The following is a 24,948-nucleotide window of genomic DNA, read 5'->3' on the forward strand; positions in this document are numbered from 1 at the left end:
TCCGATTCATCAGGCGAACCATGCACGGATAAACAGGCCAACTCAAGCGGCTGTCATGCCAAAGCGTGCCGACCTGACTGATCGACAACGAAATCGGTCAGCATCGCCCCGACCCACATGCAAAAAAGCGCCAGCCAAGCGGTTCCGGTCAGGATGGAGGTGCCGGTAACGCCCGCGCCGATCGCACAGCCCCCCGCCAGCATCGCACCAAACCCCATCAGCACCGCCCCGATCATTGCGCGTCGCATATTGCCTGCATTGTCGAAACCTTCAAATTTCAGTTCCCGCCCCCAAAGAGCGGCCAGAAAAGCGCCAATGAACACGCCGGGGATCAGGCCGATGTCAAACTCCAGCACGGGGTTTGGTGTCAGAAAAAACATCAGCGTATTGGCCGACGGCCCCGAGAATGTGGCGGAGTTGATAGAGACCGGCTCAAACGCGACCTGCGCCAGCGAGAAGGTCAGCACCCAGCCGACCGCCACCGCAAACCCCACGCCCGAGGCAAAGACCAGCGTGCGGTAAGATATCTTGTTGCGCAGGGACACGGCAAGTGCCAAGGCCGCAAGGGCAATGCCCATCACCAATCCGGTTTGATCGGGTAGGCGTAACGCCGCGGCAAGGTCCACATTGCGTCCGCCGGGTGTCACCCAAAGCCGCGCCAAATAGTCGCGCAACGGGGCAAGCCAGCCATGCAGGCTCATCTGGGCGACGACCGCAAAGATCAGCCCCGACACGATGGACCGCAGGTTCCCGGTGGCCGCCAGCACCAAAAGCCGACCCGAACACCCGCGCGCCAGCACCATGCCAACGCCAAACAAAAGCCCGCCGATAACCGCGCCCGACCAAGTTCCCGGAACCGCCATCATCCGCGCATCCGCACTGTCGAACAGGCCCAGCCATTGCGCGCCTTGCACCCAGACCATCGCCGTCGAAAATGTCAGCAACCAGACCGCGACACGGTCGCCCATCCGCCCGCGGGCAAATTCCACGGTTGCAGCACGCAGGCAAAACCTGCTGCGTTGTGCCGCGACGCCGAAAAGCAGACCTGTTATCAGGCCAAACAAGGCTGCAGTCGGGGCTTCTCCGATATGGTCGATCAGGGGGACAAGGTCCATGCCACTCTCCAAAACCATGAGATCATATTGTGGTATTCGAATACTTATACAGTAATTCAGATCACATTGGTAGGTTTTCGCAGTAGCTTTCGGCAGTGGATTATGGCTAATGCTGCATTATGTCGCCGCGTATGATGCCTCTTGCCGATACACTTGGCCTGCCGTTCTGGCGGAGGCCCGTGTTTTTGCTGTGCCTTATGGCGGCGGCGATGCCGATCTCCTTTGCCACTTGGTCCGCACTTTTGAACAACTTCGTGATCGAGGCGGCAGGTTTTACCGGCGTAGAGATCGGCTGGCTCCATACCGTGCGCGAGATCCCGGGGTTTCTGGCTGTCGGTGTGATCGCCGTGCTTTTGGTGATGCGCGAACAGGTGCTGGCGCTGGTTTCCTTGCTGCTGTTGGGGGTGGCCACGGCGATTACCGCATGGTTCCCCAGCTTTGGCGGCCTGCTGTTTGTCACCTTGCTGTCCTCCATCGGGTTTCACTATTTCGAGACGGTGAACCAAAGCCTGCAATTGCAATGGATTGAAAAAAAACGCGCGCCGCAGGTTATCGGCTGGATTGTTGCGGTGGGGTCAGGGGCGTCATTGGTTGCCTACGGGCTGATCGTGCTGACGTGGAAGGTTTTTGACCTGTCCTATAATACGGTGTTCATGACCGCGGGCCTGGTGACAATCGCGATTGCGGGTTATGCGATCCTTGCCTTTCCGCAGTTTGAGGCGCCACATCCGCAAAACAAACGTATGGTGCTGCGCAAACGCTACTGGCTCTATTACTTGATGCAGTTCATGTCTGGCGCGCGGCGGCAGATTTTCGTGGTGTTTGCCGCCTTTATGATGGTCGAACGTTTTGGCATGGATGTGCAGGCGCTGACGGCGTTGTTTTTGATCAATTACATGGCAAATATGGTGATCGCACCGCTGATCGGCCGCTGGATTGGCCGCTTTGGTGAGCGGCGGATGCTGATATTGGAATATGCGGGGCTGACGGCGGTTTTCGTGGCCTACGGTTGTCTCTATGTCTTTGAGTGGGATTGGCATGTGGCCGCGACGCTTTATGTCATCAATCATCTGTTTTTCTCTATGGCTTTTGCGATCAAGACCTATTTTCAGAAAATCGCGGATCCGGCCGATATTGCCCCCACGGCGGCCGTGGCCTTTACCATCAATCATATCGCGGCGGTGTTCTTGCCGGCGGGGCTTGGCTATCTTTGGGTGATATCACCAAAGGCGGTGTTTGTGCTGGCGGCGGCGATGGCGCTTGTGTCGCTTTTGCTGTCATTGCTGATCCCGCGCCATCCCGAGCCGGGGAATGAGACGATTTTCGCTGCGCGCCGCGTGGTTCCGGGTTCTGCGGGCAAGCTCTCGGCTTGACGTGGCGCGGTGCGGGGGCTAGGCCGCATCCATCAAAACATGAGGTTCCAGCATGCCCACCTATACCGCCTTGACCACACTCATAGGCCAGGATGCCGCCGAAGCGCTTGCCGAAGCGATGGAGCGGATGGAGCCGGAGCCAACGGGCGTTGGCGTTTTCGAGATCGAAGACGATAGCGGGCTGTGGGAAGTGGGCGCCTATTTCCTCGAGGCGCCTGACGAGGTGACGCTGGAACTTTTGGCGGTGGCCTTTGATGCCAAGCCTTTTGCGCTGTCGGAACTGCCGGAAATTGACTGGGTCGCCCATGTCCGCCGTGAATTGGCCCCTGTCGAGGCGGGGCGCTTCTTTGTTTACGGCAGTCATGATGCCGATAAGGTCCCGACCGAGACGGGCCGTATCCCCCTGCAGATCGAGGCGACGGTGGCCTTTGGCACCGGCCATCACGGCACCACGCTGGGCTGTTTGCGCGCTTTTGACCGGCTGCTGGACCAAGGCTTTGCCCCTGCGCGTGTGGCCGATATCGGTTGCGGGACGGCCGTGCTGGCGCTGGCGGCGGCACGGGTCTTGCCCGATGCGCTGATCATCGCCTCTGATATCGATCAGGTTGCCGTGGATGTTGCCCGCGCCAATATGGAAATCAACGGGCTGGACGGCCGCGTGGAGTGCTTTGAGGCCGCCGGTTTCGATCACCCCCGCTTGCGTGAGGCCGCCCCCTTTGATCTGGTTTTCGCCAATATCCTCAAAGGCCCCTTGGTTGAACTGGCCCCCGATATGGCCAAAAACATCGTCCAAGACGGGCTTTGCATCCTGTCGGGCCTGTTGGTGGTACAAGCCGAGTCGATAGAGGCCGCCTATCACGCGCAGGGCTTTGTTTCCGTTGCCCGCGAAGATCTTGGTGAATGGTCTGCATTGGTGCTGCGGCGTAGTTAATGCACCGTTAAATATCGAATTTAGGTTCAATTTTCTCTAAATTCGTCCCAGTTTTGCCTCAATATTCCGATTAACTGTCGGGATAGAAGGTTGAACCGGGGTGATGTATGTATGATCCGAATATTCAGGATTTTTATGAGCGGGTGGGCCGTTTGAACAAGGCCCATGCACAGGGTTTCGGTTTTGAGGCCGAGGGCCTGCGCGGGCGCTCTTATTATCGGCGGCCCAAGCGCATCTCGGTGATGCGACCGCTCATGGTACTGCTGTTTGTGGTGTCCGTCGGGTTTGGGATCAAAGCGACGGCCTATCACGTTCTTGGCGCGCAGAATTTTGCTGATCGGGTGGCTGGCCTGCCATTGGATGCGGCGGTGTCAGAGAAATTTCTATCCGCAGATCCGCTAACGCAATTTCTGGCCGGGGTCATCGGCTGGGCAACACGGCCACAGATGTAGGTCCTGTGACAGGGTTGGCGTTTCACATTTAAAAAGGCCGCTCTCCAATCTGGGAGGCGGCCTTTTTAATTTTATATCGAGTCGATGTTGGGGGGATTGCCCTGCCGCCCAAAATCAAAAACTCGACTGACGTGCGACATTGGCAATTTCGCCACGGGTCAGGCCGATGTCGTTAAGCTCACGGTCAGACAGTTTGTTCAACGAGTTGCGTGTAACGCGTGCATCGTTCCAAGCGGTGACATTGGCACCGATATTGCTGACAAAGCGGATAAAGCTGTAGGTCGAGATTGCGCCGAATGGTGCGGTGCGGGTCGTCTGGTAGGCGGACATGGTTCAAATCCTTATTCATTTTCCGCTGAAAATTTCAGCGTGTGTTCCGATACGCTCCACATAGGCTTGCTGCAGTCGCAAAGCAATGCGTCTAAATGACATGGCTGAGATGCAGTTTCTGCATGGCTATTCCCCATAAATTTTCCTTATTTTTAAGGATTGTACTGAAACAACGATGTTTCTGGCCGTAAGTCATTGATTACCGTGCAGTTGCAGCATGGGACCGGCGCTTTTTCCTTGCCCCACGCAAAGCACTTGGCGGGTGTTCTCTTTTCGTGCTATCCGCTTTGCAACGATAAAAGAGGGGCGTTTATGCGGGTAATGGGCATCGACCCGGGGTTGCGCAACCTCGGCTGGGGGGTGATCGACGTAATTGGCACAAGGCTGCGCCATGTTGCGAACGGTATTTGTCATTCGGCCCCGGGTGAGGGGGTGGGCGATCTGGCGTCACGGCTGCTGAGCCTGCACAGCCAGTTGACCGAGGTGATGCGCCAATATGCGCCTGACGCGGCGGCGGTGGAAAATACCTTCGTGAACAAAGATGCGGTCGCCACGCTCAAGCTGGGGCAGGCGCGGGGAATCGCCCTTTTGGTGCCGGCGCAGTTCGGGTTGGTGGTTGGCGAATACGCCCCCAATGCGGTAAAGAAAACCGTGGTCGGCGTGGGCCATGCCGCCAAGGCGCAGATTGACCATATGGTGCGCATCCATCTGCCGGGGGTAGAGATCAACGGGCCGGATGCGGCTGATGCTTTGGCGATTGCAATTTGTCATTCGCATCATGTGCAATCGGCGGGGCGGCTGGATGCGGCATTGAAAAGGGCGGCGGGATGATTGGCAAAATCGCAGGGCGGCTGGATTATCGCGGGTCGGATCATGTTTTGGTCGATGTGCGCGGTGTCGGCTATATCGTCCATGTCTCGGACCGGACTTTGGCTTCGATGCCCGCGGTGGGCGGGGCTGTGGCACTGTTCACGGAACTCTTGGTGCGGGAGGACTTGCTGCAACTTTTCGGCTTTCCCACGATGCTGGAAAAGGAATGGCACCGTCTGTTGGTGACGGTACAAGGGGTGGGCGCCAAGGCGGCAATGGCTATTTTGGGCACTTTGGGGCCGGAAGGTGTGGCCCGCGCGATTGCCTTGGGCGATGCCAAGGCCATTCAGGCCGCCCCCGGCGTTGGGCCAAAGATCGCGCAACGTGTGGTCTTGGAGCTGAAATCCAAAGCGCCCGCAGTAATGGCGATGGGGGCCAATCCCGCAAGCACGGCCGGCGCGGTTGAGGACGACGTGATAGAGCCGACCTCTGCCCCCAAAAAAGCTGCCAAGCCGGATAATTCCGCCGCTGCGGGCCGTGCTGCTGCCAATGCCGAGGCGCTTTCGGCACTGATCAACCTGGGCTATGCGCATGGCGATGCGGCGCAGGCGGTGGCACAAGCGGCGGGCGAGGCCCCTGATGCTGTGACCGGCACCTTGATCCGTGCCGCGCTCAAGCTGTTGGCCCCGAAAGGATAAGCGATGCAACCGGACCCGACCCTGCGCCCCGAGGGCCTGCCCGAAGATGCCGACCGTGCGCTGCGCCCACAGGTGTTGGAGGAATTCGTAGGCCAGGCCGAGGCCCGCGCCAATCTGCGCGTTTTCATCGAAAGTGCCAAGATCCGCGGTGAGGCGATGGACCACACGCTGTTTTACGGCCCCCCCGGTTTGGGGAAAACCACGCTGGCACAGATCATGGCGCGGGAATTGGGTGTGGGCTTTCGCATGACCTCTGGCCCCGTTTTGGCCAAGGCAGGCGATCTGGCGGCGATCCTGACCAATCTCGAACCCAATGATGTGTTGTTCATTGATGAGATCCACCGCCTTTCGCCTGTGGTCGAAGAGGTGCTTTATCCCGCGATGGAGGATTTCGCGCTGGATCTGGTGATCGGTGAGGGGCCTGCCGCCCGCACGGTGCGGATCGACCTGCAACCCTTTACGCTGGTGGGGGCGACGACGCGGCTGGGGCTTTTGACCACGCCCTTGCGTGACCGTTTCGGCATCCCGACACGGCTGGTGTTTTATACCGAGGATGAGCTGGACCTGATCGTGACACGTGGGGCAAAGCTGATGGGGATCAAGACCGACCCCGAGGGCACGCGCGAGATCGCCAAACGTGCGCGCGGCACACCGCGTATTGCGGGGCGTTTGCTGCGCCGTGTGGTCGACTTTGTGCTGGTTGAGGGCGACGGCCGTCTGACGCAGGCGATTGCCGATCGGGCGTTGACGCGACTGGGGGTGGATCATATCGGCCTCGACGGGGCGGACCGCCGCTATATGATGCTCTTGGCGGAACATTACGGGGGCGGGCCGGTGGGTGTGGAAACCATCGCCGCCGCGCTATCGGAGGCGCGCGACGCGCTGGAGGAAGTGATTGAGCCGTATCTCTTGCAACAGGGCCTTGTGCAGCGTACCCCGCGCGGGCGCATGCTGGCCCCGCGCGCATGGCGGCATCTGGGGCTGGAGGCGCCGCGCCCGCCGGGACAGGCCGATATGTTTGAGGGAAAGTAAGCAGTGCAGGACACACAAGCGCAAACCATGCAGGCAAGCGAGATCGAGGCAATGTTCACCCGTGGTACAGGGGATTATGTCTTTGCGCGCTGGGCGCGGCCGATCGTGCCGGTGGTCTTTGGTGTCGATGACGCAACCCTGACCGTGGTCAAGGGCGCGGTAGAGGCGGTTGTGGCGCTTGCCGGTCACAAGATGGCCGAGACCGACCCCGAGCTGGGCGCAAACCTGATGTTCTTCTTCTTCAGCGATTGGGGGGAATTGCGCGAGGTGCCGCGTCTGGGCGAGATGATCCCCGATCTTGAGGCCCTGACCCATCGGCTGGAGGCGGCCGGTGCGAACCAGTACCGCGCGTTTCGCTTTGAGGAAAACGGCGCGATCAAGGCTGCTTTTGTTTTTCTGCGTATGGATGATGAGCTTTCGGCACTGCCCGCCGAGGTGCTTGCGCTGAACCAGGCGGTACAGGTGATTTTGCTCTGGTCGGATCGGGCCTTTGCCGCGCGCTCGCCTTTGGCTCGGGCGGGCGAGGCAGTGGTGCTGCGCCCCGATGTCGGGGATCTGATCCGTGCTGGCTATGATCGGGTGATGCCTGTTGCGGCAGGTGATCCCAGCCACGCCTTGCGGTTGGCCGCGCGGCTGGCGGTGAACGGAGGCACGGGTGCATAGGTTCGAGCTGCGCGTCTATTATGAGGATACCGACCTTGCGGGCATCGTCTATTACGCGAATTACCTGAAATTCATAGAACGGGCGCGCAGCGAATGGGTGCGCAGCCTTGGTGTGGATCAGGCGGCTTTGCGCGCGGATGCGGGCATCGTCTTTGCCGTGCGCCATCTGACGGCGGAATATCTGCGCCCCGCGGTCTATGATGACCTGTTGGAGGTGCGCACGACCATGACCGAGATCACCGGCGCCCGCATCCGCCTTGCGCAATCGGTCTGGCGCGGGGATGATATGTTGTTCGAGGCTCAGGTCACATTGGTTTGCCTGACGCTTGCGGGGCGGGCGGCGCGGATCCCTGCGGCTGCGCGGGCGGCGCTAACGGGAACGTGACGTCGGAACTGGCGGGATGTTGCGCGGTTTTGCGATGATCTATTGGCATCTGTCGTCAAAGTCGGCTAGAATCGGAAAATACCGAGGTCGGCAAACGGCCCATAAATAAAGAGCAGGCGATATGGAAACGGAAACCCTTGCGGCGGCGCAGGAGATTGACTTCTCGTTGATCGCGCTGTTTGCGCGCGCGACCCTCACAGTAAAACTGGTTATGTTGTTGTTGTTGTTCATGTCCTTTTGGTCGTGGGCGATTGCCATCCGCAAACATATCGCCTTTCGCCTTGCGCGGCGCGAGGCGGGCATCTTTGATCAGGCGTTCTGGTCCGGTGAGCCTTTGGACGATCTGTTTGAAAAGGTGGGGCCAGAGCCGCAGGGCGCATCGGAGAAGATCTTTGCCGCCGGTATGCTGGAATGGCGGCGCAGCCACCGTGATGATGGCGGCCTTATTGCCGGCGCGCAGGCGCGGATCGACCGCAGCATGGATGTCGCGATTGCCAAGCAAAGCGAGCGGTTGAACAGTGGCTTGTCCTTTTTGGCGACCACCGGCTCTACGGCGCCGTTTATCGGGCTGTTCGGTACGGTCTGGGGCATCAAACACGCGTTTGAACAAATCGCAATCAGCCAGAACACCAACCTTGCCGTTGTCGCCCCCGGTATTGCCGAGGCGCTTCTGGCCACAGGGATCGGGCTTTTTGCGGCCATTCCGGCGGTGGTGTTTTACAACAAGCTGAATGCCGATAGCGAACATATCATTGGCGGCTATGAGGCTTTTGCCGATGAATTTGCCACCATCCTGTCGCGCCAGTTGGACGCCTGAGCCATGGGTGCCGGGGTGCAACATAAAACCGGAGGGCGGCGCGGGCGGCGGCGGGGAAAATCCGCCGCGATGTCCGAGATCAACGTCACACCTTTTGTGGATGTGATGCTGGTGTTGTTGATCATCTTTATGGTGGCCGCCCCCATGCTGACGGTGGGCGTGCCGATCGAGCTGCCGGAAACCGCGGCCAGCGCCTTGCCGACCGAGCAAGAGGAGCCTTTGGCCGTAACCTTGACCGCCGATGGCCGCATTCTGATCCAGTCGCAGGATGTCGCGGACGGTGATCTGATCCCGAAACTGCGGGCCGTCGCGTCCGAGCGGACGAGCGACAAGATTTTCCTGCGGGCAGATGGCTCTATCCCTTATTCCCGGGTGGCGCAGGTGATGGGCGCGCTTAACTCTGGCGGGTTTCGCAATATCGGGTTGGTTACGGATACCGATGGCCCCTCTTTTGGCGCAAGCGGCGGCTAGGCTGACGTGATGGACAAAGGTACTCTTTTTTCAGGTCTGGGGCATGCGGGCCTGATCGCATGGGTGTTCATTGGCGGGTTCTTTATCCGGCATGACACGGTGCAAGAGGTCGCGATGACCGAGGTTTCCTTGGTGTCGAGTGCCGAGTTTGAGGCAATGCAGGCCGCAGTACCGATGCCAGAGGTTGCGCGGCCCGAACCCGCGCCGCAAACATCTCCTGATGTTGATGAGGTCGCCCCCGAAGCCGCACCGGATCTGCCGGATGAGCAAACCCCCGGCCCGATAGACCTTGAGGAGCCACCCGTTCAGGCGCCCGATATCAGTGACCGTCCGCGCCCCAAACCGGCAGAGCGCGTGGCCCCCGTGCCGACTGAGGCACCGGCCCCCGATGCCGTCCCCGATCCGGTGGCGACCCCTGCAACCACCCCCGAGCCCGCCCCCGAGGCGCAGGTGGTCGAGGAGGAGCTGCCCGAAACCGCACCACAAGAGGCGGGAACCGAGCTTGCAACCGAGGCCAATAAGGCCGAGCCGCTGGCACCCTCCAGCTCGTCGCGGCCACGGCCCAAACCGGCGCGGCGTGCCGAAACCACGCCCGCAGAGGAGCCTGTAGAGACCCCTGCCGAAACACCCGCCCGGGCGCCCGAGACGACCCAAGCGACCCGTGATGCAATCGCCGAGGCGCTTGCCGCCGCGACAGCCGCGACCAGCACACCGGAGGCGACAAGATCCAGCGGCCCGCCAATGTCGGCGGGTGAAAAGGATGCGCTGCGGGTTGCTGTTCAAGCCTGCTGGAACGTCGGATCGCTTTCATCCGAGGCGCTGATGGTTACGGTGACCGTGGCCGTAGCCCTCGGGCAGGACGGCAAGCCGGATGCGGGATCCGTCACGATGACGGAATATGAAGGCGGATCACAGGCCGCCGCCCGTCAGGCGTTTGAGGCGGCGCGCCGCGCGGTAATCCGCTGCGGGGCCAATGGTTTTAATCTTCCTGCTGAAAAATATGAAGAATGGCGTAACTTGGAACTGGTATTCAACCCGGAGAGAATGAGGATCAAATGACCTATCGCAGCCCCTTCGGCATTATCATTGCGCTTGCCCTATGCTTGGGTTCTGCCGCCCCTGTGGTCGCGCAAAACGGCCCGCTTCGTCTGGAAATCACCGAAGGCGTGATTGAGCCTTTGCCTTTTGCTGTGCCCGATTTTGTGGCCGAGAACGGCGCGGCGGGTGATCATGCGAAAAACATCGCAAGGGTGGTTGCATCCGATCTGGCAGGCACCGGATTGTTCCGCGAAATTCCGGCCAGCGCACATGTGGGCCGCGTCGACAGTTTTGACGCGCCGGTTTCTTATCCCGACTGGAAGGCGGTCAATGCGCAGGCCCTGATTACGGGGGCTGTAAGTGCCAGCGGTGACCGGATCGTGGTGAAATTCCGCCTGTTCGACATCTATTCCGGTCAGCAGATGGGCGAGGGGCTGCAATTTGCAGGCACCCCGCAAAGCTGGCGGCGCATGGCGCATAAGGTGGCCGATGCGGTCTATAGCCGGATCACGGGTGAGGGCAGCTATTTCGACAGCCGTGTGGTTTTCGTTTCCGAATCCGGCCCCAAGAACGAGCGTGCCAAGCGCTTGGCGGTGATGGATTACGACGGCGCGAATGTGCAGTTCCTGACCGACAGCCGGTCTTTGGTGCTTGCTCCGCGCTTTAGCCCGACGGGAGACCGGATCTTGTACACTTCTTATGTCTCCGGTTTTCCAAAGATTTATTTGATGGATGTGGCATCGGTTCAGGCGCGTGCCTTGGCGGATCAGCCGGGCACCATGACCTTTGCGCCACGCTTTGCGCCCGACGGGCGCACGGTGGTCTATAGTCTGGAGCAGGGCGGGAATAGCGACCTTTACATCGTGGACACGGCAACAGGTTCCTCAACGCGGTTGACCAACGCGCCCTCTATCGAAACCGCGCCCGATTACAGCCCGGACGGCAGAAGCATCGTGTTCGAAAGCGACCGCTCGGGCACCCAGCAGATCTATGTGATGCCTGCGGGCGGCGGCGAGGCGCGGCGTATTTCCAACGGGCCGGGCCGCTATTCGACCCCGGTGTGGAGCCCGCGTGGCGATATGATTGCTTTTACCAAACAGCATCAGGGCCGTTTCCATATCGGTGTGATGCGGGTTGACGGCTCTGAGGAGCGTTTACTGACGGCCTCTTTTCTGGATGAGGGGCCGACATGGTCGCCCAATGGTCGCGTGATCATGTTTGCGCGCGAAACCTCGGGGGCGGCGGGACAGTCATCCCTTTATTCAGTTGATATTACGGGGCGTAACCTGCGGCCGGTGCCGACAAATGGTGCGGCATCGGATCCGGCGTGGTCGCCGCTGTTGCCGTAAAAATTGAGGATTGCCCGATTCACAGGGCAGTTCAAACCTGTTACTCTGGCCATGATGGGCCAACTCACAAAGGACGAACACATGTCTTATCTAATGAAAGCGGCGCTTTTGGTCGCGGTACTGGGTCTTGCGGCCTGTAATAATCCTGACCGGTTCGGGGCGGGTGCAGGTGCGGGCGGCATGGGCGGTGCGGGCGGCATCGACAGCCAGGGGCTGGGCGGCGTGAATGACCCGACCTCGGTTGCTTATTTCCAGCAAACTCTGGGCGACCGTGTTTTCTTTGGCCTTGATCAGAGCACCCTTTCCGCCGAGGCGCGCACGACCCTCGCAGGCCAAGCGCAATGGTTGCAAACAAACAGCGATTACGCCGTGATTATCGAGGGTCACGCCGATGAGCTGGGGACACGACAGTACAACCTTGCCTTGGGTGCACGTCGGGCCTCTGCGGCACAGAACTTCCTGATCTCGCAAGGGATCGCCCCCAGCCGTCTGCGCACCGTGTCCTATGGCAAGGAGCGTCCGGTTGAGGTTTGTTCCACCGAGGATTGCTATAGCCGTAACCGCCGGGCCGTGACGGTCCTGTCAATGGGCGCAGGTAGCTGATGATGATGCGCGCGGGCGTTATGGCAATCGTTCTGGCGGTGGTGCCGCTGGCAGGGTTTGCGCAAGACCGCGCGCAAACCCTTGCCGATATCCGGCAGGAACTTACAGTTTTAAACACCAGCGTTCTGGGGCTGCGCCGCGAGCTTTCTACCACCGGCGGCCCCGGTGCGGGTGCTTTTGGTGGCTCTATTCTGGAGCGTGTGGATGCCATCGAGGCGGCGTTGTCACAGTTGACGGCGAAAACCGAATCGCTGGAATTCCGGATCAATCAGGTGGTCTCTGATGGCACCAACCGCATTGGCGACCTCGAGTTCCGTTTGGTGGAGCTGGAAGGCGGCGATCTGGGTGCGATTGGGCAGACGCCCCCCTTGGGCGGTGATACGGGCGCCGTTGTGGCACCGACATTGCCGCCGCCGACATCGGGTGATGCGTCCCTTGCCACCAATGAACAGGCGGATTTTGACCGGGCCAAGGAGGTGCTCGGTCAAGGTGACTTTCGCACCGCCGCGGACCTCTTTGCGACCTTTGCCCAGACCTATACCGGTGGGCCCCTGACCGCCGAGGCGCATTACTATCGCGGTGAGGCGCTGTCAAATCTGGGGCAGACATCGGATGCGGCACGTGCTTGGCTTGAAGCGTTTTCGGGCGATATGACTGGTACGCGGGCGGCAGAGTCGCTTTATAAGGTGGGGCAGGCGCTTGCGGAATTGGGTCAGGGCCCCGAGGCTTGTGTGACCCTGCAAGAGGTTGGCGTGCGCTTTCCGGGTGATCCGGCTGCGGCCCAGGCGTCGACGGCTGCTTTGGGGCTGGGGTGCCAGTAAAAGACTGGCCCGAGGCGGATCTTGTCATGGCGGCGCGCGGAGTGGTTGGTGATCTGACCTCTGCGCGGGTGGCGGTTGCTGTTTCGGGCGGCTCTGATTCGATGGCCACCCTCCATCTGGCATTGCAGGCCTTTGGCACGGTGCAGGCAGTAACGGTTGATCATGCCCTGCGCGCGGAATCGGCCGAGGAGGCCCGAAGGGTATTCCGGTTTTGTACCGATCTGGGGATCGCACATGACACCCTTGTCTGGAAGCATGGCACGGTGACGGGAAACCTGATGGAGGCCGCCCGTCAGGCGCGCTATGGGCTGATGGCGGATTGGGCAAAAAATACGGGCATAACCCATATTTTGTTGGGCCATACGGCGGATGATCAGGCCGAAACCTTTCTGATGGGGCTTGCGCGCGGTGCGGGGCTTGACGGGCTCTCGGGGATGCGTGCGGGGTGGCATCATGGGGCGGTACGGTTCGCGCGCCCGTTTCTGGCTGTGCCCCGCGCGCGGCTTCGCAGCTATTTGACGGCCAAAGACATCGCGTGGATCGATGATCCGAGCAATGAAAACGAACGGTTTACGCGGATCAGGATGCGCAAACTTCTGCCGCAGTTGCGCGCATCGGGGATCACGGTGGACCGGCTGACGGCGGTGATTTCCAATCTTTCGGCAACCCAAGATGTGGTGCGTCAGACTGTTGCCGATGCGGCAGCGGTAATTTGCTGCGAGAGGGCTGGAAGTCTGGATTTCGATCTGGCGCGATGGTCCGATTTTAATCCCGAAGTTCAGCGCCGATTACTGCTGGCGGGTATTTTATGGGTGTCGACCGCGCAACATGCGCCGCGGGCTGATGCCGTTGCACGGGTTCTGCGTGCCATTTCAGAGCGCCGCGATGCCACGCTTTGGGGGGTGCGCCTGCGCATGGGCCAGCAAGGGTTCCGCCTGATACGCGAGGCTCGTGCCGTAGCGGGCCTTGCCTGTGAGCCTGAGGCGCTGTGGGATGGTCGCTGGCGGGTGACAGGGCCATTTGCTGCGGGCCACCAGTTGCGGGCCTTGGGGGCGGATGGTTTGCGGCAGCTGGAGGGATGGAGAGATCAGGGGATTGCGCGGGATGTCTTGCTCGTCAGCCCATCGGTATGGCACGATGGCACATTGATCGCGGCCCCTTTGGCCGGATTTTCATCAGATTTTCAGGCGCGTATCGCCGCAGGTTTCAACCAATTTGTAGTATCGCATTGAACAGTTGAAACTTATGTCTATTTTAAACGCAAAGCCGTTGTCTCTTTTTGGCCGGCACGTGAAGGAGAATCTTCGTGGGAAATGCACGAAATATCGCATTCTGGGTCGTCCTGTTGGTCTTGATCCTTGCTTTGTTTAACTTGTTCAGCGGCGGGCAGTCGGCGATGTCGTCGCGCAGCATGTCATATTCTGAATTTATTCGGCAGGTTGATGCGGGCGCAATCGACAGCGTAACGCTGGACGGTGAGGTGATTCAGGCCCGTGGCAAGGATGGTCAGGATTTTTCTGTCATCAAGCCGCAGGGTGAGGATGTCACCGACCGGCTGATGGCCAAAGAGATCGACGTGGTCGCCAAGCCGCAGGAGCAATCGGGATTCTTCAGCCTCTTGTCGCTGTGGTTGCCGTTCCTTGTGCTGATCGGCATCTGGATTTTCTTTATGAACCGCATGCAAGGCGGCGGTAAGGGCGGTGCTATGGGATTCGGAAAATCCAAGGCCAAGCTTTTGACCGAAAAGAACGGTCGCGTGACCTTTGACGATGTCGCGGGCATTGATGAAGCCAAGGAAGAGCTGGAAGAAATCGTCGAATTCCTGCGCAATCCGCAGAAATACAGCCGTCTGGGGGGCAAGATCCCAAAGGGCGCGCTGTTGGTAGGCCCCCCCGGTACGGGGAAAACCTTGCTGGCGCGGGCGATTGCTGGTGAGGCGGGCGTGCCGTTCTTTACGATTTCGGGTTCAGACTTTGTCGAAATGTTTGTTGGCGTCGGTGCAAGCCGCGTGCGCGACATGTTCGAACAGGCGAAAAAGAACGCGCCTTGTATCGTCTTTATCGATGAGATTGACGCCGTTGGCCGCGCCCGTGGCGTTGGTATGGGCGGCGGCAATGATGAGCGTGAGCAGACCCTCAACCAACTTCTAGTGGAGATGGACGGCTTTGAGGCCAATGAGGGTGTGATCATCGTCGCGGCCACCAACCGCAAAGACGTGCTTGACCCGGCCTTGCTACGTCCCGGCCGTTTTGACCGTCAGGTGACGGTGCCTAATCCTGATATCAAAGGTCGCGAAAAGATCCTGACCGTGCATGCCCGCAAGGTGCCGATCGGCCCGGATGTGGACTTGCGGATCATCGCACGCGGCACCCCCGGTTTCTCGGGCGCGGACCTTGCCAACCTTGTCAATGAGGGGGCGCTTATGGCGGCCCGTGTCGGTCGCCGCTTTGTGACCATGCACGACTTTGAACAGGCCAAGGACAAGGTCATGATGGGGGCGGAGCGGCGCTCTATGGTGCTGACCGCCGAGCAAAAAGAGCATACCGCCTATCACGAGGCAGGCCATGCGATTGTGGGTATGGCCCTGCCGAAATGCGATCCGGTCTATAAGGCCACGATTATCCCGCGCGGTGGTGCCTTGGGTATGGTGATGAGCCTGCCTGAAATGGACCAGCTGAACATGCACAAGGACCAGTGCAAACAGCGCATTGCGATGACGATGGCCGGAAAGGCCGCCGAGATTATCAAATGGGGTGAAGAAGGTGTGTCTAACGGCCCCTCCGGCGATATCATGCAGGCCAGCGGTCTGGCGCGGGCGATGGTTATGCGCTGGGGAATGTCGGAAAAAATCGGCAATATTGATTACGCCGAGGCGCATCAGGGCTATCAGGGGCAAACCGGCGGATTTTCTGTTTCGGCTGATACCAAGAACCTGATTGAGGAAGAGGTGAAACGTCTGATCGATGAGGGCTACGACCTTGCCCGCAATATCTTGACGGAAAAAGCCGACGAGTTTGAACGGCTTGCACAGGGTTTGCTTGAATATGAGACCCTGACAGGCGATGAGATCAAGAAAGTCATCGCAGGCAAAAAGCTTGGCCGGGATGACGATGAGGATAAGCCGTCGGGTGGGGAGACATCCTCGGTGGTGGCCATTCCCAAGACGAAGCCACGGGGACCAAAAGGTGAGCCTGAGCCTGAACCCTCTGCCTGAACTTTGTTGAGTTGACTTGACGCCGCGGAAATTATTCCGCGGCGTTTTTTATTGTTTGGGCTGCGCAGGCTGTCTAAAGCCAGGCAAGCACGCCGGCTGATATGGCCATGCCAATGCCAAGCGCCGAGTTAAAGAGGATTGCAAAGGCTGCTTTGGGCATTTTCGTTTCCTTTTTAGGATATTTTTCCATTAACACCCCCAATTGGTTTACGTTCGATTAAAACCTGCCCAGAGATTGTGGCATTTGTTGCGCAAATCCGGCTCAAAGCAGCAGAAACTGAAGGGCTGGTTAATTTGCGTCGAAATGGGTCGCAATTGATCTTTCTCGGTGCCGGGGCCTTGGCTAGACCAAAGAGAAACCGGATAAGGATTATCCAAGCAGGAGGAGGAAAAGATGGCGCATAAGACCGATATCGAGATTGCCCGCGCGGCCAAGAAACGCCCGATCATGGAAATCGGCGCTAAACTGGGCATCGCGTCAGAGCATCTCTTGCCCTACGGCCATGACAAGGCAAAGATCAGTCAGCCGTTTATCGCCTCTTTGGCAGGCCGCAAGGATGGCAAGCTGATATTGGTAACCGCCATCAACCCCACCCCTGCGGGTGAGGGCAAGACCACAACCACCGTGGGGCTGGGCGACGGGCTGAACCGTATCGGCAAGAATGCGGCGATCTGTATCCGAGAGGCGTCTTTGGGGCCGAACTTCGGGATGAAGGGCGGGGCTGCGGGGGGCGGCTATGCGCAAGTGGTCCCGATGGAGGAGATGAACCTGCATTTCACCGGCGATTTCCATGCGATCACATCGGCGCATAACCTGCTGGCGGCGATGCTCGACAATCATATCTATTGGGGTAATGAGCTGGACATCGACGCGCGCCGTGTGGTGTGGCGGCGGGTGATGGATATGAACGACCGGGCCTTGCGCGATACGGTGGTCAACCTTGGCGGTGTGGCCAATGGCTTCCCGCGTCAGACCGGCTTTGACATCACTGTGGCCTCGGAGGTGATGGCGATTCTTTGTCTGGCAAATGATTTGGAGGATCTGCAAAAACGGCTTGGCGATATTGTGGTGGCCTATCGGCGCGACAAATCCCCGATCTATTGCCGCGATATCAAGGCCGATGGCGCGATGACGGTGCTGCTCAAGGATGCGATGCAGCCGAATTTGGTGCAGACGCTGGAAAACAATCCCGCCTTTGTGCATGGCGGTCCCTTCGCCAATATCGCGCATGGCTGTAATTCGGTCATCGCCACGAAAACCGCGCTGAAGCTGGCTGATTTTGTGGTGACCGAGGCGGGCTTTGGTGCCGATCTGGGGGCCGAGAAATTCATGAACATCAAATGCCGCAAGGCCGGGATCGCGCCGGATGCGGTGGTGCTGGTGGCCACGGTGCGCGCGATGAAAATGAACGGCGGCGTCGCCAAGGCCGATCTGGCGGATGAGAATGTGGACGCCGTGGAAAAGGGCTGCTCCAACCTTGGCCGCCATATCGGCAATGTCAAAAGTTTCGGCGTGCCGGTCGTTGTCGCGATCAACCATTTCGTGACCGACACCGATGCCGAGGTGCAGGCGGTAAAGGATTATGTCGCCTCTCAGGGTGCGGAGGCTGTCTTGTGCAAGCATTGGGCGCATGGCTCGGCGGGGGTGGAGGACCTTGCGCATAAGGTGGTGGAGCTGGCCGAAAGCGGTGCGGCCAATTTCGCGCCGATCTATCCTGACGATATGCCCCTGATGCAAAAGATCGAAACCATTGCGGCAAAGATCTATCATGCCGATGGGGTAACGGCCGATAAGGCGGTGCATGCACAGTTGCAGGCATGGGAAGAGGCGGGCTATGGCCATCTGCCGGTCTGCATGGCGAAAACGCAATATTCCTTTAGCACGGATCCGAACTTGCGCGGCGCGCCGACAGGGTTTTCGGTGCCGGTGCGTGAGGTACGGCTGTCGGCGGGGGCGGGGTTCATCGTTGTGATCTGCGGCGAGATCATGACCATGCCGGGCCTGCCACGGGCACCCTCGGCCGAGGTGATCCGCCTGAACGCGGACGGCGATGTCGAGGGGCTGTTCTGAAACATCGCCTTGACCCGCGCGCGGCTTCGGTCCATTCCGAGGCGCAACGGACAAGGGGAGAGTGTGATGAAACGCCCGAAGGACTGTGAAACCATGCAAGATGTCCGGTCAGGGATTGATCGGCTGGATGCAGATTTGGTTCGATTGCTGGCCGAACGCGCGGAATATATCGAGGCCGCGGCACGGGTAAAGGCGCGCACTGGACTGCCCGCCCTGATCGTTGACCGGGTAGAGCAGGTGGTGGATAACGTGCGCATAAAGGCGCAGGCCGACGGGTTGGATCCCGATCTGGCGGAAACGCTTTGGCGGCAGCTGATTGATTGGTCCATCGCCCGCGAAGAGGTGGTTTTGGGCAAGACTGACACGGCAAAAGGAGACTGACAAATGGCGGCGACAATCATCGACGGTAAGGCTTTTGCGGCCGGTGTGCGGGCGCAGGTGGCCGAGCACGTTCGTCGTCTGGCCGAGGAAAACAGCATCCAGCCGGGGCTTGCAGTGGTTCTGGTCGGCGCCGATCCGGCCTCCGAGGTTTATGTTAAATCCAAAGGTAAGATGACGGTTGAGGTCGGCATGCACTCGGTCGAACACCGTCTGGCCGAGGATACGCCCGAGGCCGATCTGTTGGCGCTGATCGCGCAGTTGAATGCCGACCCCAAGATCCACGGGATTTTGGTGCAACTGCCTTTGCCCGCACAGTTGAATTCCGAACTGGTGATTAACAGCATTGATCCGGCCAAGGATGTCGACGGGTTCCATATCTCTAATGTCGGGCTGCTGGGCACGGGACAGAAAAGCATGGTGCCTTGCACGCCTTTGGGCTGTTTGATGATGTTGCGTGATCATCATGGCGATCTGTCGGGGTTGAATGCGGTCGTCGTCGGGCGCAGCAATATCGTCGGCAAACCGATGGCGCAGCTGTTGCTGGGCGATAGCTGTACGGTCACCATTGCGCACAGCCGGACCAAGGACCTGAAGGCCGTATGTCAGGGGGCGGATATTCTGGTGGCGGCCGTAGGGCGGCCCGAGATGATCACCGGCGATTACGTCAAACCCGGTGCCACGGTGATTGACGTCGGCATCAACCGGATTGAGCGGGACGGCAAGAAAAAGCTGGTGGGTGACGCGGAATTTGCAAGCTGTGCCGAGGTTGCGGGCGCGATCACGCCGGTGCCGGGCGGCGTGGGGCCGATGACGATTGCTTGTTTGCTGGCCAATACCCTGACGGCCTGTTGCCGCGCCAATGACCTGCCTGAGCCGAAAGGCTTGACGGTCTAGGCCGGATCAACCGGAATCATCGTGCCTTGTAGAATGGCGATACAGGTTTCTGTGTCGCCCTTTACCGCGAAAACTTCTGCCTGAACCACAGTCAGGCGACGACCTGCACGAGTAACCTTGCCGCGCGCGATCAAAGCCTCGCCGATTGCGGGGGCCATCAGGTTGATCTTGGCCTCGACCGTCATAACCTCGCGTCCTGTCTCCATCAGTGTCAGCGCGGCATAGCCCGCAGCAGTATCGGCCAGTGCAAAGGTAAGCCCCGCATGGCCCGCGCCGTGTTGTTGGCTGCTGGCGGCTTGCAGGGGCGCGGATATATGCACCTCTCCGGCCGTGATATGGGTTAGGTTTGCGTCCAAAGTGGTCATCAGACCTTGGCTGGCAAAGCTGTCGCGGATGCGTTGGTCGGTCATAGGCAGGATCCTGTCACAAAGGGGAGCGGGTGACGCCAAGGCTAGCCCACGACCGATCCTTGGTAAACGCCCTGTTTTTACTTGCCCTTTCTTGCGCCGCCGCCTATTCAAACAGTATGAAATTACTCTTTTTAGGCGATGTGATGGGCCGGGCTGGGCGCGCTGCTATTACGCAGCGGTTGCCGGGCTTGCGGACCGATTGGGGCTTGGATTTCGTCGTGGTGAACGGCGAGAATGCCAGCGGCGGTATGGGGCTGACGGGGGCGCATGCCAAGGGCATCTTGGATGCGGGTGCCGATTGCATCACGCTGGGCGATCACTCCTTTGATCAAAAGGACATGCTGCAATACATTGAGACCGAGCCGCGGATCATACGCCCGCTCAACTATGCCAAGGGTGCGCCGGGCAAGGGTGCGCGGGTGTTTACCGCACAAAACGGGCGCAAGGTTTTGGTGGTGCAGGCCTTGGGTCAGGTGTTCATGAAGCGCCCCTTTGATGATCCCTTCTCGGCCGTGGAGGCGGTGCTGAACGCGCATCCATTGGGCGGGATGGTCAGTGCAACAATCGTCGATATGCATTGTGAGGCCACATCCGAGAAGATGGCGATGGGTCATTGGTGCGACGGGCGTGCTTCGCTTTGTGTGGGCACCCATACCCATGTGCCAACAGCAGATGCGCAGATATTGGCCAAGGGCTGTGCCTTTCAATCGGATGCTGGCATGTGCGGCGATTATGACAGCGTGATCGGCATGGAAAAGCTGGAGCCGATGCGCCGGTTCATCACCGGCATGCCCAAGGCACGGTTTGAGCCTGCCGCAGGTCCGGCCACCCTTTCGGGGGTTTATGTCGAAACCGATGATGCCACGGGGCGCGCGACCCGTGTGGCCATGATCCGTATCGGCGGGCGCTTGCAAGAAGCGCGCCCGTGATTTCGGCATGCTAATGCTTGACGTCAGAGGTTTGGCGGGCGGGGCTTGCCCTTGCGCGGTGCCTCGACAAGAATGGTACGTGCCGCATAAGGGGATAAATCCGTGTTCGGAATTGATCTGAGCCAGACAGTGCAGGCCTACTGCGCGATTGCGATTGTTGTCGGCATGCTGGGGCTTTTCGTGCGTGAGGTCTTTCCGGTTGAGGTAACCGCGCTGGCGGGTGCGTCCTTGATGCTGATCCTCGGGATTTTACCGCAAGAGGATGCAATGGCGGTGCTGTCGAACCACGCGCCCTGGACGATTGCCGCGATGTTCGTGATCGTGGGGGCCTTGGTGCGCACCGGCGCGCTTGACTGGGTGACAGGGCTTGCCGTTCGCAACGTCGAGGCGCGGCCGGTGGTGACGCTTGCCGCGCTGACGGTGGCGATCATCGTGATGTCGGCGATTATGAACAACACGCCGATCGTGGTTGTGATGATCCCGGTGTTCATGCGCCTTGCCAAACAGTTGAAGATGTCTGCCTCCAAAGTAATGATCCCACTGTCCTATCTGGCGATTTTCGGGGGCACGATCACGCTGATCGGCACTTCGACCAACCTTTTGGTGGACGGGGTTGCACGACAGATGGGGATGGCGCCTTTCGGTATCTTTGACATCACGGCCTTGGGGATTGTGATGTCGCTGGTCGGTGTGAGCTATCTGTTTTTCTTTGCGCGCAAGGTTCTGCCCGATCGTGACAGCATGGGGATGCTTTTGGGTGACCGCGCCAAGATGAAGTTTTTTACCGAGGTCGCGGTGCCCGAGGATTCCGGCCTGGTTGGCCAGAAGGTTCTGGATGTCGATCTGTTCAAGCGTGATTCCATGCGTGTGGTTGATGTCTTGCGGGGCGATGCAAGTTTGCGCCGCGCGCTGGCGGGTGTAGAACTGGCCGCCGGGGACCGTGTGATCCTGCGCACGCCGATGTCCGAGGTGCTTGCACTCAAGGACAGCAAGGATTTGCGGCAGGTGGACAAGCTCTCTTCGGTGCAGACCGAGACGGTTGAGGCGCTGATCACGCCGGGCTGTCAGATGGTGGGCCGCTCGCTTGGCTCGTTGCGGTTGCGCAGGCGTTACGGGGTCTATACGATTGCGATGCACCGGCGGAACCAGAATATCGGGCGCCAGCTTGATGATGTTGTGGTACAGGTGGGTGATACGTTGCTGTTGGAGGGGGGTGCGGCCGATATCCAGCGGCTTGCCACCGATATGGAGCTGGTCGATATCGCCCAACCGTCAGAGCGCGCCTTTCGCCGCCGCCATGCGCCGATTGTTGTCGCGACCTTGGTTGCGATTGTCGGGTTGGCCGCGATCAATGCCGCCCCGATTGTGATCCTTGCGCTGATCGGTGTGGCCGTGGTGCTGGTGACCCGCTGCATTGATGCCGATGAGGCCTTTGCCTTTATCGAGGGGCGGTTGCTTGCGCTGATCTTTGCGATGCTGGCGGTGGGTCTGGGCTTGGATCATTCCGGTGCGGTGACGCTGATCGTGAATGCGATTGCGCCCTATATGCTGAATTTGCCACCCTATATGCTGGTGTTTGTGGTCTATGCGCTGGCCTCTGTCCTGACCGAGATGGTCTCCAATAATGCGGTGGCGGTGATCCTGACACCGATTGCCATCGGCCTTGGCACGACGATGGGTGTGGACCCGCGGCCCTTGGTGGTGGCGGTCATGTTCGGCGCCTCGGCCAGTTTCTCGACCCCGATCGGCTATCAGACCAATACGCTGGTTTACGGGCCGGGGGGGTACCGCTTTACCGATTTCCTGCGCATCGGGGTGCCTTTGAACCTGCTGATGATGGTGGTGATGAGCGCGCTTATCCCGTTTTTCTTTCCTTTTTGAGACGAGGTTCTGATGACATATGCCAAGCTTCTGCCCTGCCTTTTGCTGCTGGCTTGCGGGAATGTGGCACCGGTCCCGCAATCTGCGCGGCTGGGGGCGGAGCACTTTGATCTGGTGATGTCGGATGGATCCCATTGCAGCGCGCCGGTCGGGGCTGGACGGATGCCGCTTTGTGGGGCTGGGTTTGATTACCGCGTGCAGTTGGTGCAAAACCCGAACGCCTTGCGCGCGTTTATGGAGGGTGCTTTTGGGGCCCTTGGTATGCGCGGTGTGCTTGCGCCGATGGGTGTGGTGACGCTGACGGATGACGCGGGGCGGGAGTACCGTTTTGTTTCACCGCCCCCCGATCCCGCGCAATAGCCGCACGGGGTTGCAAAAAAGACCTGCGCGCGTGTATAGGCAAACCATAGATAAACTTTCAAACAGCGGAGACAGGGCTTATGGCAGGCCATTCAAAATGGGCGAATATCCAGCACCGCAAGGGCAAACAGGACAAGATACGCTCCAAGATGTTTTCCAAGCTGTCCAAGGAAATCACCGTAGCTGCCAAGATGGGGGAGCCGGATCCGGATAAAAACCCGCGGTTGCGCTTGGCAGTCAAGGCGGCGAAATCGCTGTCGATGCCCAAGGATGTGATCGATCGCGCGATCAAGAAATCGCAGGCGGGGGATGCGGCTGATTATACCGAGATCCGCTATGAGGGTTACGGCCCCGGCGGCATCGCGATTATCGTTGAGGCGATGACCGATAACCTCAATCGCACGGCATCCAATGTGCGCAGCTATTTTTCGAAATGCGGCGGCAACATGGGGCAGACCGGCTCGGTCAGCCACGGGTTCGACCGCGTGGGCGAGATTTCATATCCGGTTGAGGCAGGCGACGCCGACACCGTAATGATGGCCGCACTTGAGGCCGGTGCCGATGATGTGGAAAGCAATGAGGACGGTCACTGGATCTATTGCGCGATGGATGCGTTGAACGAGGTTTCCGAGGCGCTGGAAAAAGATCTGGGCGAATCCACCGAGTCCAAGCTGATCTGGAAACCGCAGGTTCTGACCGAGGTGGATCTGGAAACCGCGCAAAAGCTGATGCGCTTGATCGACACTTTGGAAGAGGATGACGACGTGCAAGACGTCACCCATAACTTTGACATCCCCGAGGATGTCGCCGCACAGCTGGAAGAATAAAACGGGGGGCTTTGCGGCCCCCTTATTTATCGTAATGGCCGGTTTCGTGCCAGCGCCAGGCATCCGCGATCATCTGTTTCAAGGATGATCGTTCGGGCGTCCAGCCCAACTCCCGAACCGCGCGCGCCGAGCCCGAGACAAGCTGGATCGCATCGCCGGGCCTGCGAGGGCCTTCGTTCATCGGCACATCCTGATTGGTCACGGCGCGGGCCTCATTGACCACCTCGCGTACCGAAAAGCCGGCACCGGTGCCAAGACAGAACACGCGGCTTCCGCGTTGATCCTCCAGCCATTTCAGCCCCAGGACATGCGCATCCACAAGGTCCGAGACATGGACATAATCGCGGATGCAGGTGCCATCCGGTGTCGGGTAATCGGTGCCATGCAGGGTCAGGGCGGCACGCTTGCCGCTGATCACATCCAGCATAAGCGGGATCAGATGGGTTTCGGGCCGGTGGAATTCGCCCACTTCGCCCTCTGGGTCCGCGCCTGCCACGTTGAAATAGCGATAGATCACATGGCGCAGCCCGTGGGCGACCTCGAAATCACGCAAGATCTCTTCGATCGCGCGTTTCGATGACCCATAGGGGTTACTCGGGCGTTGGGGGGTGTCCTCATCCAGAACCACGCCGTCGTGATCGCCGTAGGTTGCACAGGTCGAGGAAAAGACGAAGTTCTGACAACCGGCCGCCACCGCCGCCTCGATCAGGTTCAGTGAGCCGCCGACATTGACGCGCCAATAATGGCCGGGTTTGGCCACCGCCTCCCCCACCTGCGAAAGGGCCGCGAAATGCATCACCGCCACGGGGGACCATTTGGCAAAGACCTCATCCAGCCGCGCACGGTCCAAGAGGTCGCCTTGTTCAAACGGTCCGAATTTCACCGCCTCTTGCCAGCCGGTCGCCAGATTGTCGAAGGTAACCGGCACATAGCCCGCCGCCTTCAGCGCCTTGCAGGCATGCGATCCGATATAGCCTGCGCCCCCGGTGACCAGAATGTGTTTTTGCATTGAACCGCTTTCACTATTAATTGCACTGTTGGACTTATATTCAAATCCCCCAAAGCGGCAGTTAAAGTCAAGGCAGGACAGGGA

Annotated in this window: 27 protein-coding genes; 23 read left to right on the plus strand and 4 right to left on the minus strand. The window is 59.7% G+C overall.

The genetic code is table 11. From position 1 onward, the window contains the following. Window positions 1-53: 53 nt before the first annotated feature. Window positions 54-1,115 carry a YeeE/YedE family protein gene (locus tag AKU94_RS17175; RefSeq protein WP_050528726.1) on the minus strand — a complete coding sequence of 354 codons (1,062 nt, stop codon included), beginning with the start codon at window positions 1,113-1,115 and terminating at the stop codon, window positions 54-56. A gap of 119 nt (window positions 1,116-1,234) precedes the next feature. Between AKU94_RS17175 and AKU94_RS17180 the strand changes: the two genes are divergently transcribed. The 3 genes from AKU94_RS17180 to AKU94_RS17190 all read left to right on the plus strand — a co-directional run bounded on the left by AKU94_RS17180 (window position 1,235) and on the right by AKU94_RS17190 (window position 3,871). Then, complete coding sequence (locus AKU94_RS17180) at window positions 1,235-2,488, plus strand: MFS transporter (protein WP_083445120.1); 1,254 nt, start codon at window positions 1,235-1,237, stop codon at window positions 2,486-2,488. Between the two features lie 52 nt (window positions 2,489-2,540). After that, complete coding sequence (locus tag AKU94_RS17185; RefSeq protein ID WP_050528480.1) at window positions 2,541-3,419, plus strand: 50S ribosomal protein L11 methyltransferase; 879 nt, start codon at window positions 2,541-2,543, stop codon at window positions 3,417-3,419. Between the two features lie 107 nt (window positions 3,420-3,526). After that, window positions 3,527-3,871 (plus strand): hypothetical protein, encoded by a 345-nt coding sequence (locus AKU94_RS17190; protein WP_050528481.1) that lies wholly within the window; start codon window positions 3,527-3,529, stop codon window positions 3,869-3,871. A gap of 114 nt (window positions 3,872-3,985) precedes the next feature. Here the strand turns inward: AKU94_RS17190 and AKU94_RS17195 are convergent, their stop codons facing one another. Beyond that, window positions 3,986-4,201, minus strand: coding sequence for a DUF1127 domain-containing protein (locus AKU94_RS17195; protein WP_050528482.1), 216 nt, complete (start codon window positions 4,199-4,201; stop codon window positions 3,986-3,988). A 312-nt stretch (window positions 4,202-4,513) separates the two neighbouring features. Between AKU94_RS17195 and ruvC the strand changes: the two genes are divergently transcribed. From ruvC to folD, 16 genes are all read left to right on the plus strand, one after another. Next, window positions 4,514-5,032: a crossover junction endodeoxyribonuclease RuvC gene (ruvC, locus tag AKU94_RS17200; protein WP_050528483.1), complete on the plus strand. Its 519-nt coding sequence runs from the start codon at window positions 4,514-4,516 to the stop codon at window positions 5,030-5,032. Further along, window positions 5,029-5,709 (plus strand): Holliday junction branch migration protein RuvA, encoded by a 681-nt coding sequence (gene ruvA, locus AKU94_RS17205; protein ID WP_050528484.1) that lies wholly within the window; start codon window positions 5,029-5,031, stop codon window positions 5,707-5,709. Before ruvC ends, ruvA begins: the two co-directional genes overlap by 4 nt. Window positions 5,710-5,712: 3 nt before the next feature. Then, window positions 5,713-6,741 carry a Holliday junction branch migration DNA helicase RuvB gene (gene ruvB / locus AKU94_RS17210; RefSeq protein ID WP_050528485.1) on the plus strand — a complete coding sequence of 343 codons (1,029 nt, stop codon included), beginning with the start codon at window positions 5,713-5,715 and terminating at the stop codon, window positions 6,739-6,741. A gap of 27 nt (window positions 6,742-6,768) precedes the next feature. After that, window positions 6,769-7,404: a hypothetical protein gene (locus AKU94_RS17215; RefSeq protein WP_050528486.1), complete on the plus strand. Its 636-nt coding sequence runs from the start codon at window positions 6,769-6,771 to the stop codon at window positions 7,402-7,404. Then, a complete protein-coding gene (gene ybgC / locus AKU94_RS17220) occupies window positions 7,397-7,789 on the plus strand; it encodes a tol-pal system-associated acyl-CoA thioesterase (protein WP_050528487.1) in 393 nt (130 codons plus the stop codon). The genes AKU94_RS17215 and ybgC overlap by 8 nt, the downstream gene beginning before the upstream one ends. Before the next feature lie 121 nt (window positions 7,790-7,910). Continuing rightward, entirely contained in the window at window positions 7,911-8,606 is a 696-nt protein-coding gene (tolQ, locus tag AKU94_RS17225; RefSeq protein ID WP_050528488.1) for a protein TolQ, read from the plus strand. Between the two features lie 3 nt (window positions 8,607-8,609). Beyond that, window positions 8,610-9,077, plus strand: a complete 468-nt coding sequence (tolR, locus tag AKU94_RS17230; RefSeq protein WP_050528489.1) for a protein TolR — start codon at window positions 8,610-8,612, stop codon at window positions 9,075-9,077. Window positions 9,078-9,086: 9 nt separating this feature from the next. After that, a complete protein-coding gene (locus AKU94_RS17235) occupies window positions 9,087-10,136 on the plus strand; it encodes a hypothetical protein (protein WP_050528490.1) in 1,050 nt (349 codons plus the stop codon). After that, window positions 10,133-11,464: a Tol-Pal system beta propeller repeat protein TolB gene (gene tolB, locus AKU94_RS17240; protein WP_050528491.1), complete on the plus strand. Its 1,332-nt coding sequence runs from the start codon at window positions 10,133-10,135 to the stop codon at window positions 11,462-11,464. The genes AKU94_RS17235 and tolB overlap by 4 nt, the downstream gene beginning before the upstream one ends. Before the next feature lie 81 nt (window positions 11,465-11,545). Beyond that, window positions 11,546-12,067, plus strand: coding sequence for a peptidoglycan-associated lipoprotein Pal (gene pal / locus AKU94_RS17245; protein WP_050528492.1), 522 nt, complete (start codon window positions 11,546-11,548; stop codon window positions 12,065-12,067). A gap of 5 nt (window positions 12,068-12,072) precedes the next feature. After that, complete coding sequence (gene ybgF, locus AKU94_RS17250) at window positions 12,073-12,888, plus strand: tol-pal system protein YbgF (RefSeq protein WP_157056616.1); 816 nt, start codon at window positions 12,073-12,075, stop codon at window positions 12,886-12,888. Then, the gene (tilS, locus tag AKU94_RS17255) at window positions 12,879-14,120 is read left to right on the plus strand and encodes a tRNA lysidine(34) synthetase TilS (protein WP_157056598.1); all 1,242 of its coding nucleotides are present in this window, start codon (window positions 12,879-12,881) and stop codon (window positions 14,118-14,120) included. Before ybgF ends, tilS begins: the two co-directional genes overlap by 10 nt. 74 nt (window positions 14,121-14,194) lie before the next feature. After that, the gene (gene ftsH, locus AKU94_RS17260) at window positions 14,195-16,102 is read left to right on the plus strand and encodes an ATP-dependent zinc metalloprotease FtsH (RefSeq protein WP_050528494.1); all 1,908 of its coding nucleotides are present in this window, start codon (window positions 14,195-14,197) and stop codon (window positions 16,100-16,102) included. Window positions 16,103-16,496: 394 nt separating this feature from the next. Further along, the gene (locus AKU94_RS17265; RefSeq protein WP_050528495.1) at window positions 16,497-18,173 is read left to right on the plus strand and encodes a formate--tetrahydrofolate ligase; all 1,677 of its coding nucleotides are present in this window, start codon (window positions 16,497-16,499) and stop codon (window positions 18,171-18,173) included. A 66-nt stretch (window positions 18,174-18,239) separates the two neighbouring features. Further along, entirely contained in the window at window positions 18,240-18,554 is a 315-nt protein-coding gene (locus tag AKU94_RS17270) for a chorismate mutase (RefSeq protein WP_050528496.1), read from the plus strand. Between the two features lie 3 nt (window positions 18,555-18,557). Then, window positions 18,558-19,448, plus strand: a complete 891-nt coding sequence (gene folD / locus AKU94_RS17275) for a bifunctional methylenetetrahydrofolate dehydrogenase/methenyltetrahydrofolate cyclohydrolase FolD (protein WP_050528497.1) — start codon at window positions 18,558-18,560, stop codon at window positions 19,446-19,448. Here folD and AKU94_RS17280 read toward each other — a convergent pair. After that, window positions 19,445-19,858, minus strand: a complete 414-nt coding sequence (locus AKU94_RS17280) for a PaaI family thioesterase (RefSeq protein WP_198144940.1) — start codon at window positions 19,856-19,858, stop codon at window positions 19,445-19,447. The two genes, folD and AKU94_RS17280, sit on opposite strands and share 4 nt — an antisense overlap. A gap of 116 nt (window positions 19,859-19,974) precedes the next feature. Here AKU94_RS17280 and AKU94_RS17285 point away from each other — a divergent pair, with 116 nt between their 5' ends. From AKU94_RS17285 to AKU94_RS17300, 4 genes are all read left to right on the plus strand, one after another. Then, entirely contained in the window at window positions 19,975-20,787 is an 813-nt protein-coding gene (locus AKU94_RS17285) for a TIGR00282 family metallophosphoesterase (RefSeq protein WP_050528498.1), read from the plus strand. A 165-nt stretch (window positions 20,788-20,952) separates the two neighbouring features. After that, window positions 20,953-22,668 carry an SLC13 family permease gene (locus tag AKU94_RS17290; protein ID WP_408633711.1) on the plus strand — a complete coding sequence of 572 codons (1,716 nt, stop codon included), beginning with the start codon at window positions 20,953-20,955 and terminating at the stop codon, window positions 22,666-22,668. 12 nt (window positions 22,669-22,680) lie between these two features. After that, complete coding sequence (locus AKU94_RS17295; RefSeq protein ID WP_050528500.1) at window positions 22,681-23,028, plus strand: hypothetical protein; 348 nt, start codon at window positions 22,681-22,683, stop codon at window positions 23,026-23,028. A gap of 80 nt (window positions 23,029-23,108) precedes the next feature. Further along, a complete protein-coding gene (locus tag AKU94_RS17300; protein WP_050528501.1) occupies window positions 23,109-23,855 on the plus strand; it encodes a YebC/PmpR family DNA-binding transcriptional regulator in 747 nt (248 codons plus the stop codon). A gap of 22 nt (window positions 23,856-23,877) precedes the next feature. Here the strand turns inward: AKU94_RS17300 and galE are convergent, their stop codons facing one another. Next, window positions 23,878-24,864, minus strand: coding sequence for a UDP-glucose 4-epimerase GalE (gene galE / locus AKU94_RS17305; RefSeq protein ID WP_050528502.1), 987 nt, complete (start codon window positions 24,862-24,864; stop codon window positions 23,878-23,880). Window positions 24,865-24,948 lie beyond the last annotated feature (84 nt).

The sequence above is a fragment of the Pseudorhodobacter aquimaris genome (assembly GCF_001202025.1).
In the GTDB taxonomy this organism is placed as follows: Bacteria; Pseudomonadota; Alphaproteobacteria; order Rhodobacterales; family Rhodobacteraceae; genus Pseudorhodobacter; species Pseudorhodobacter aquimaris.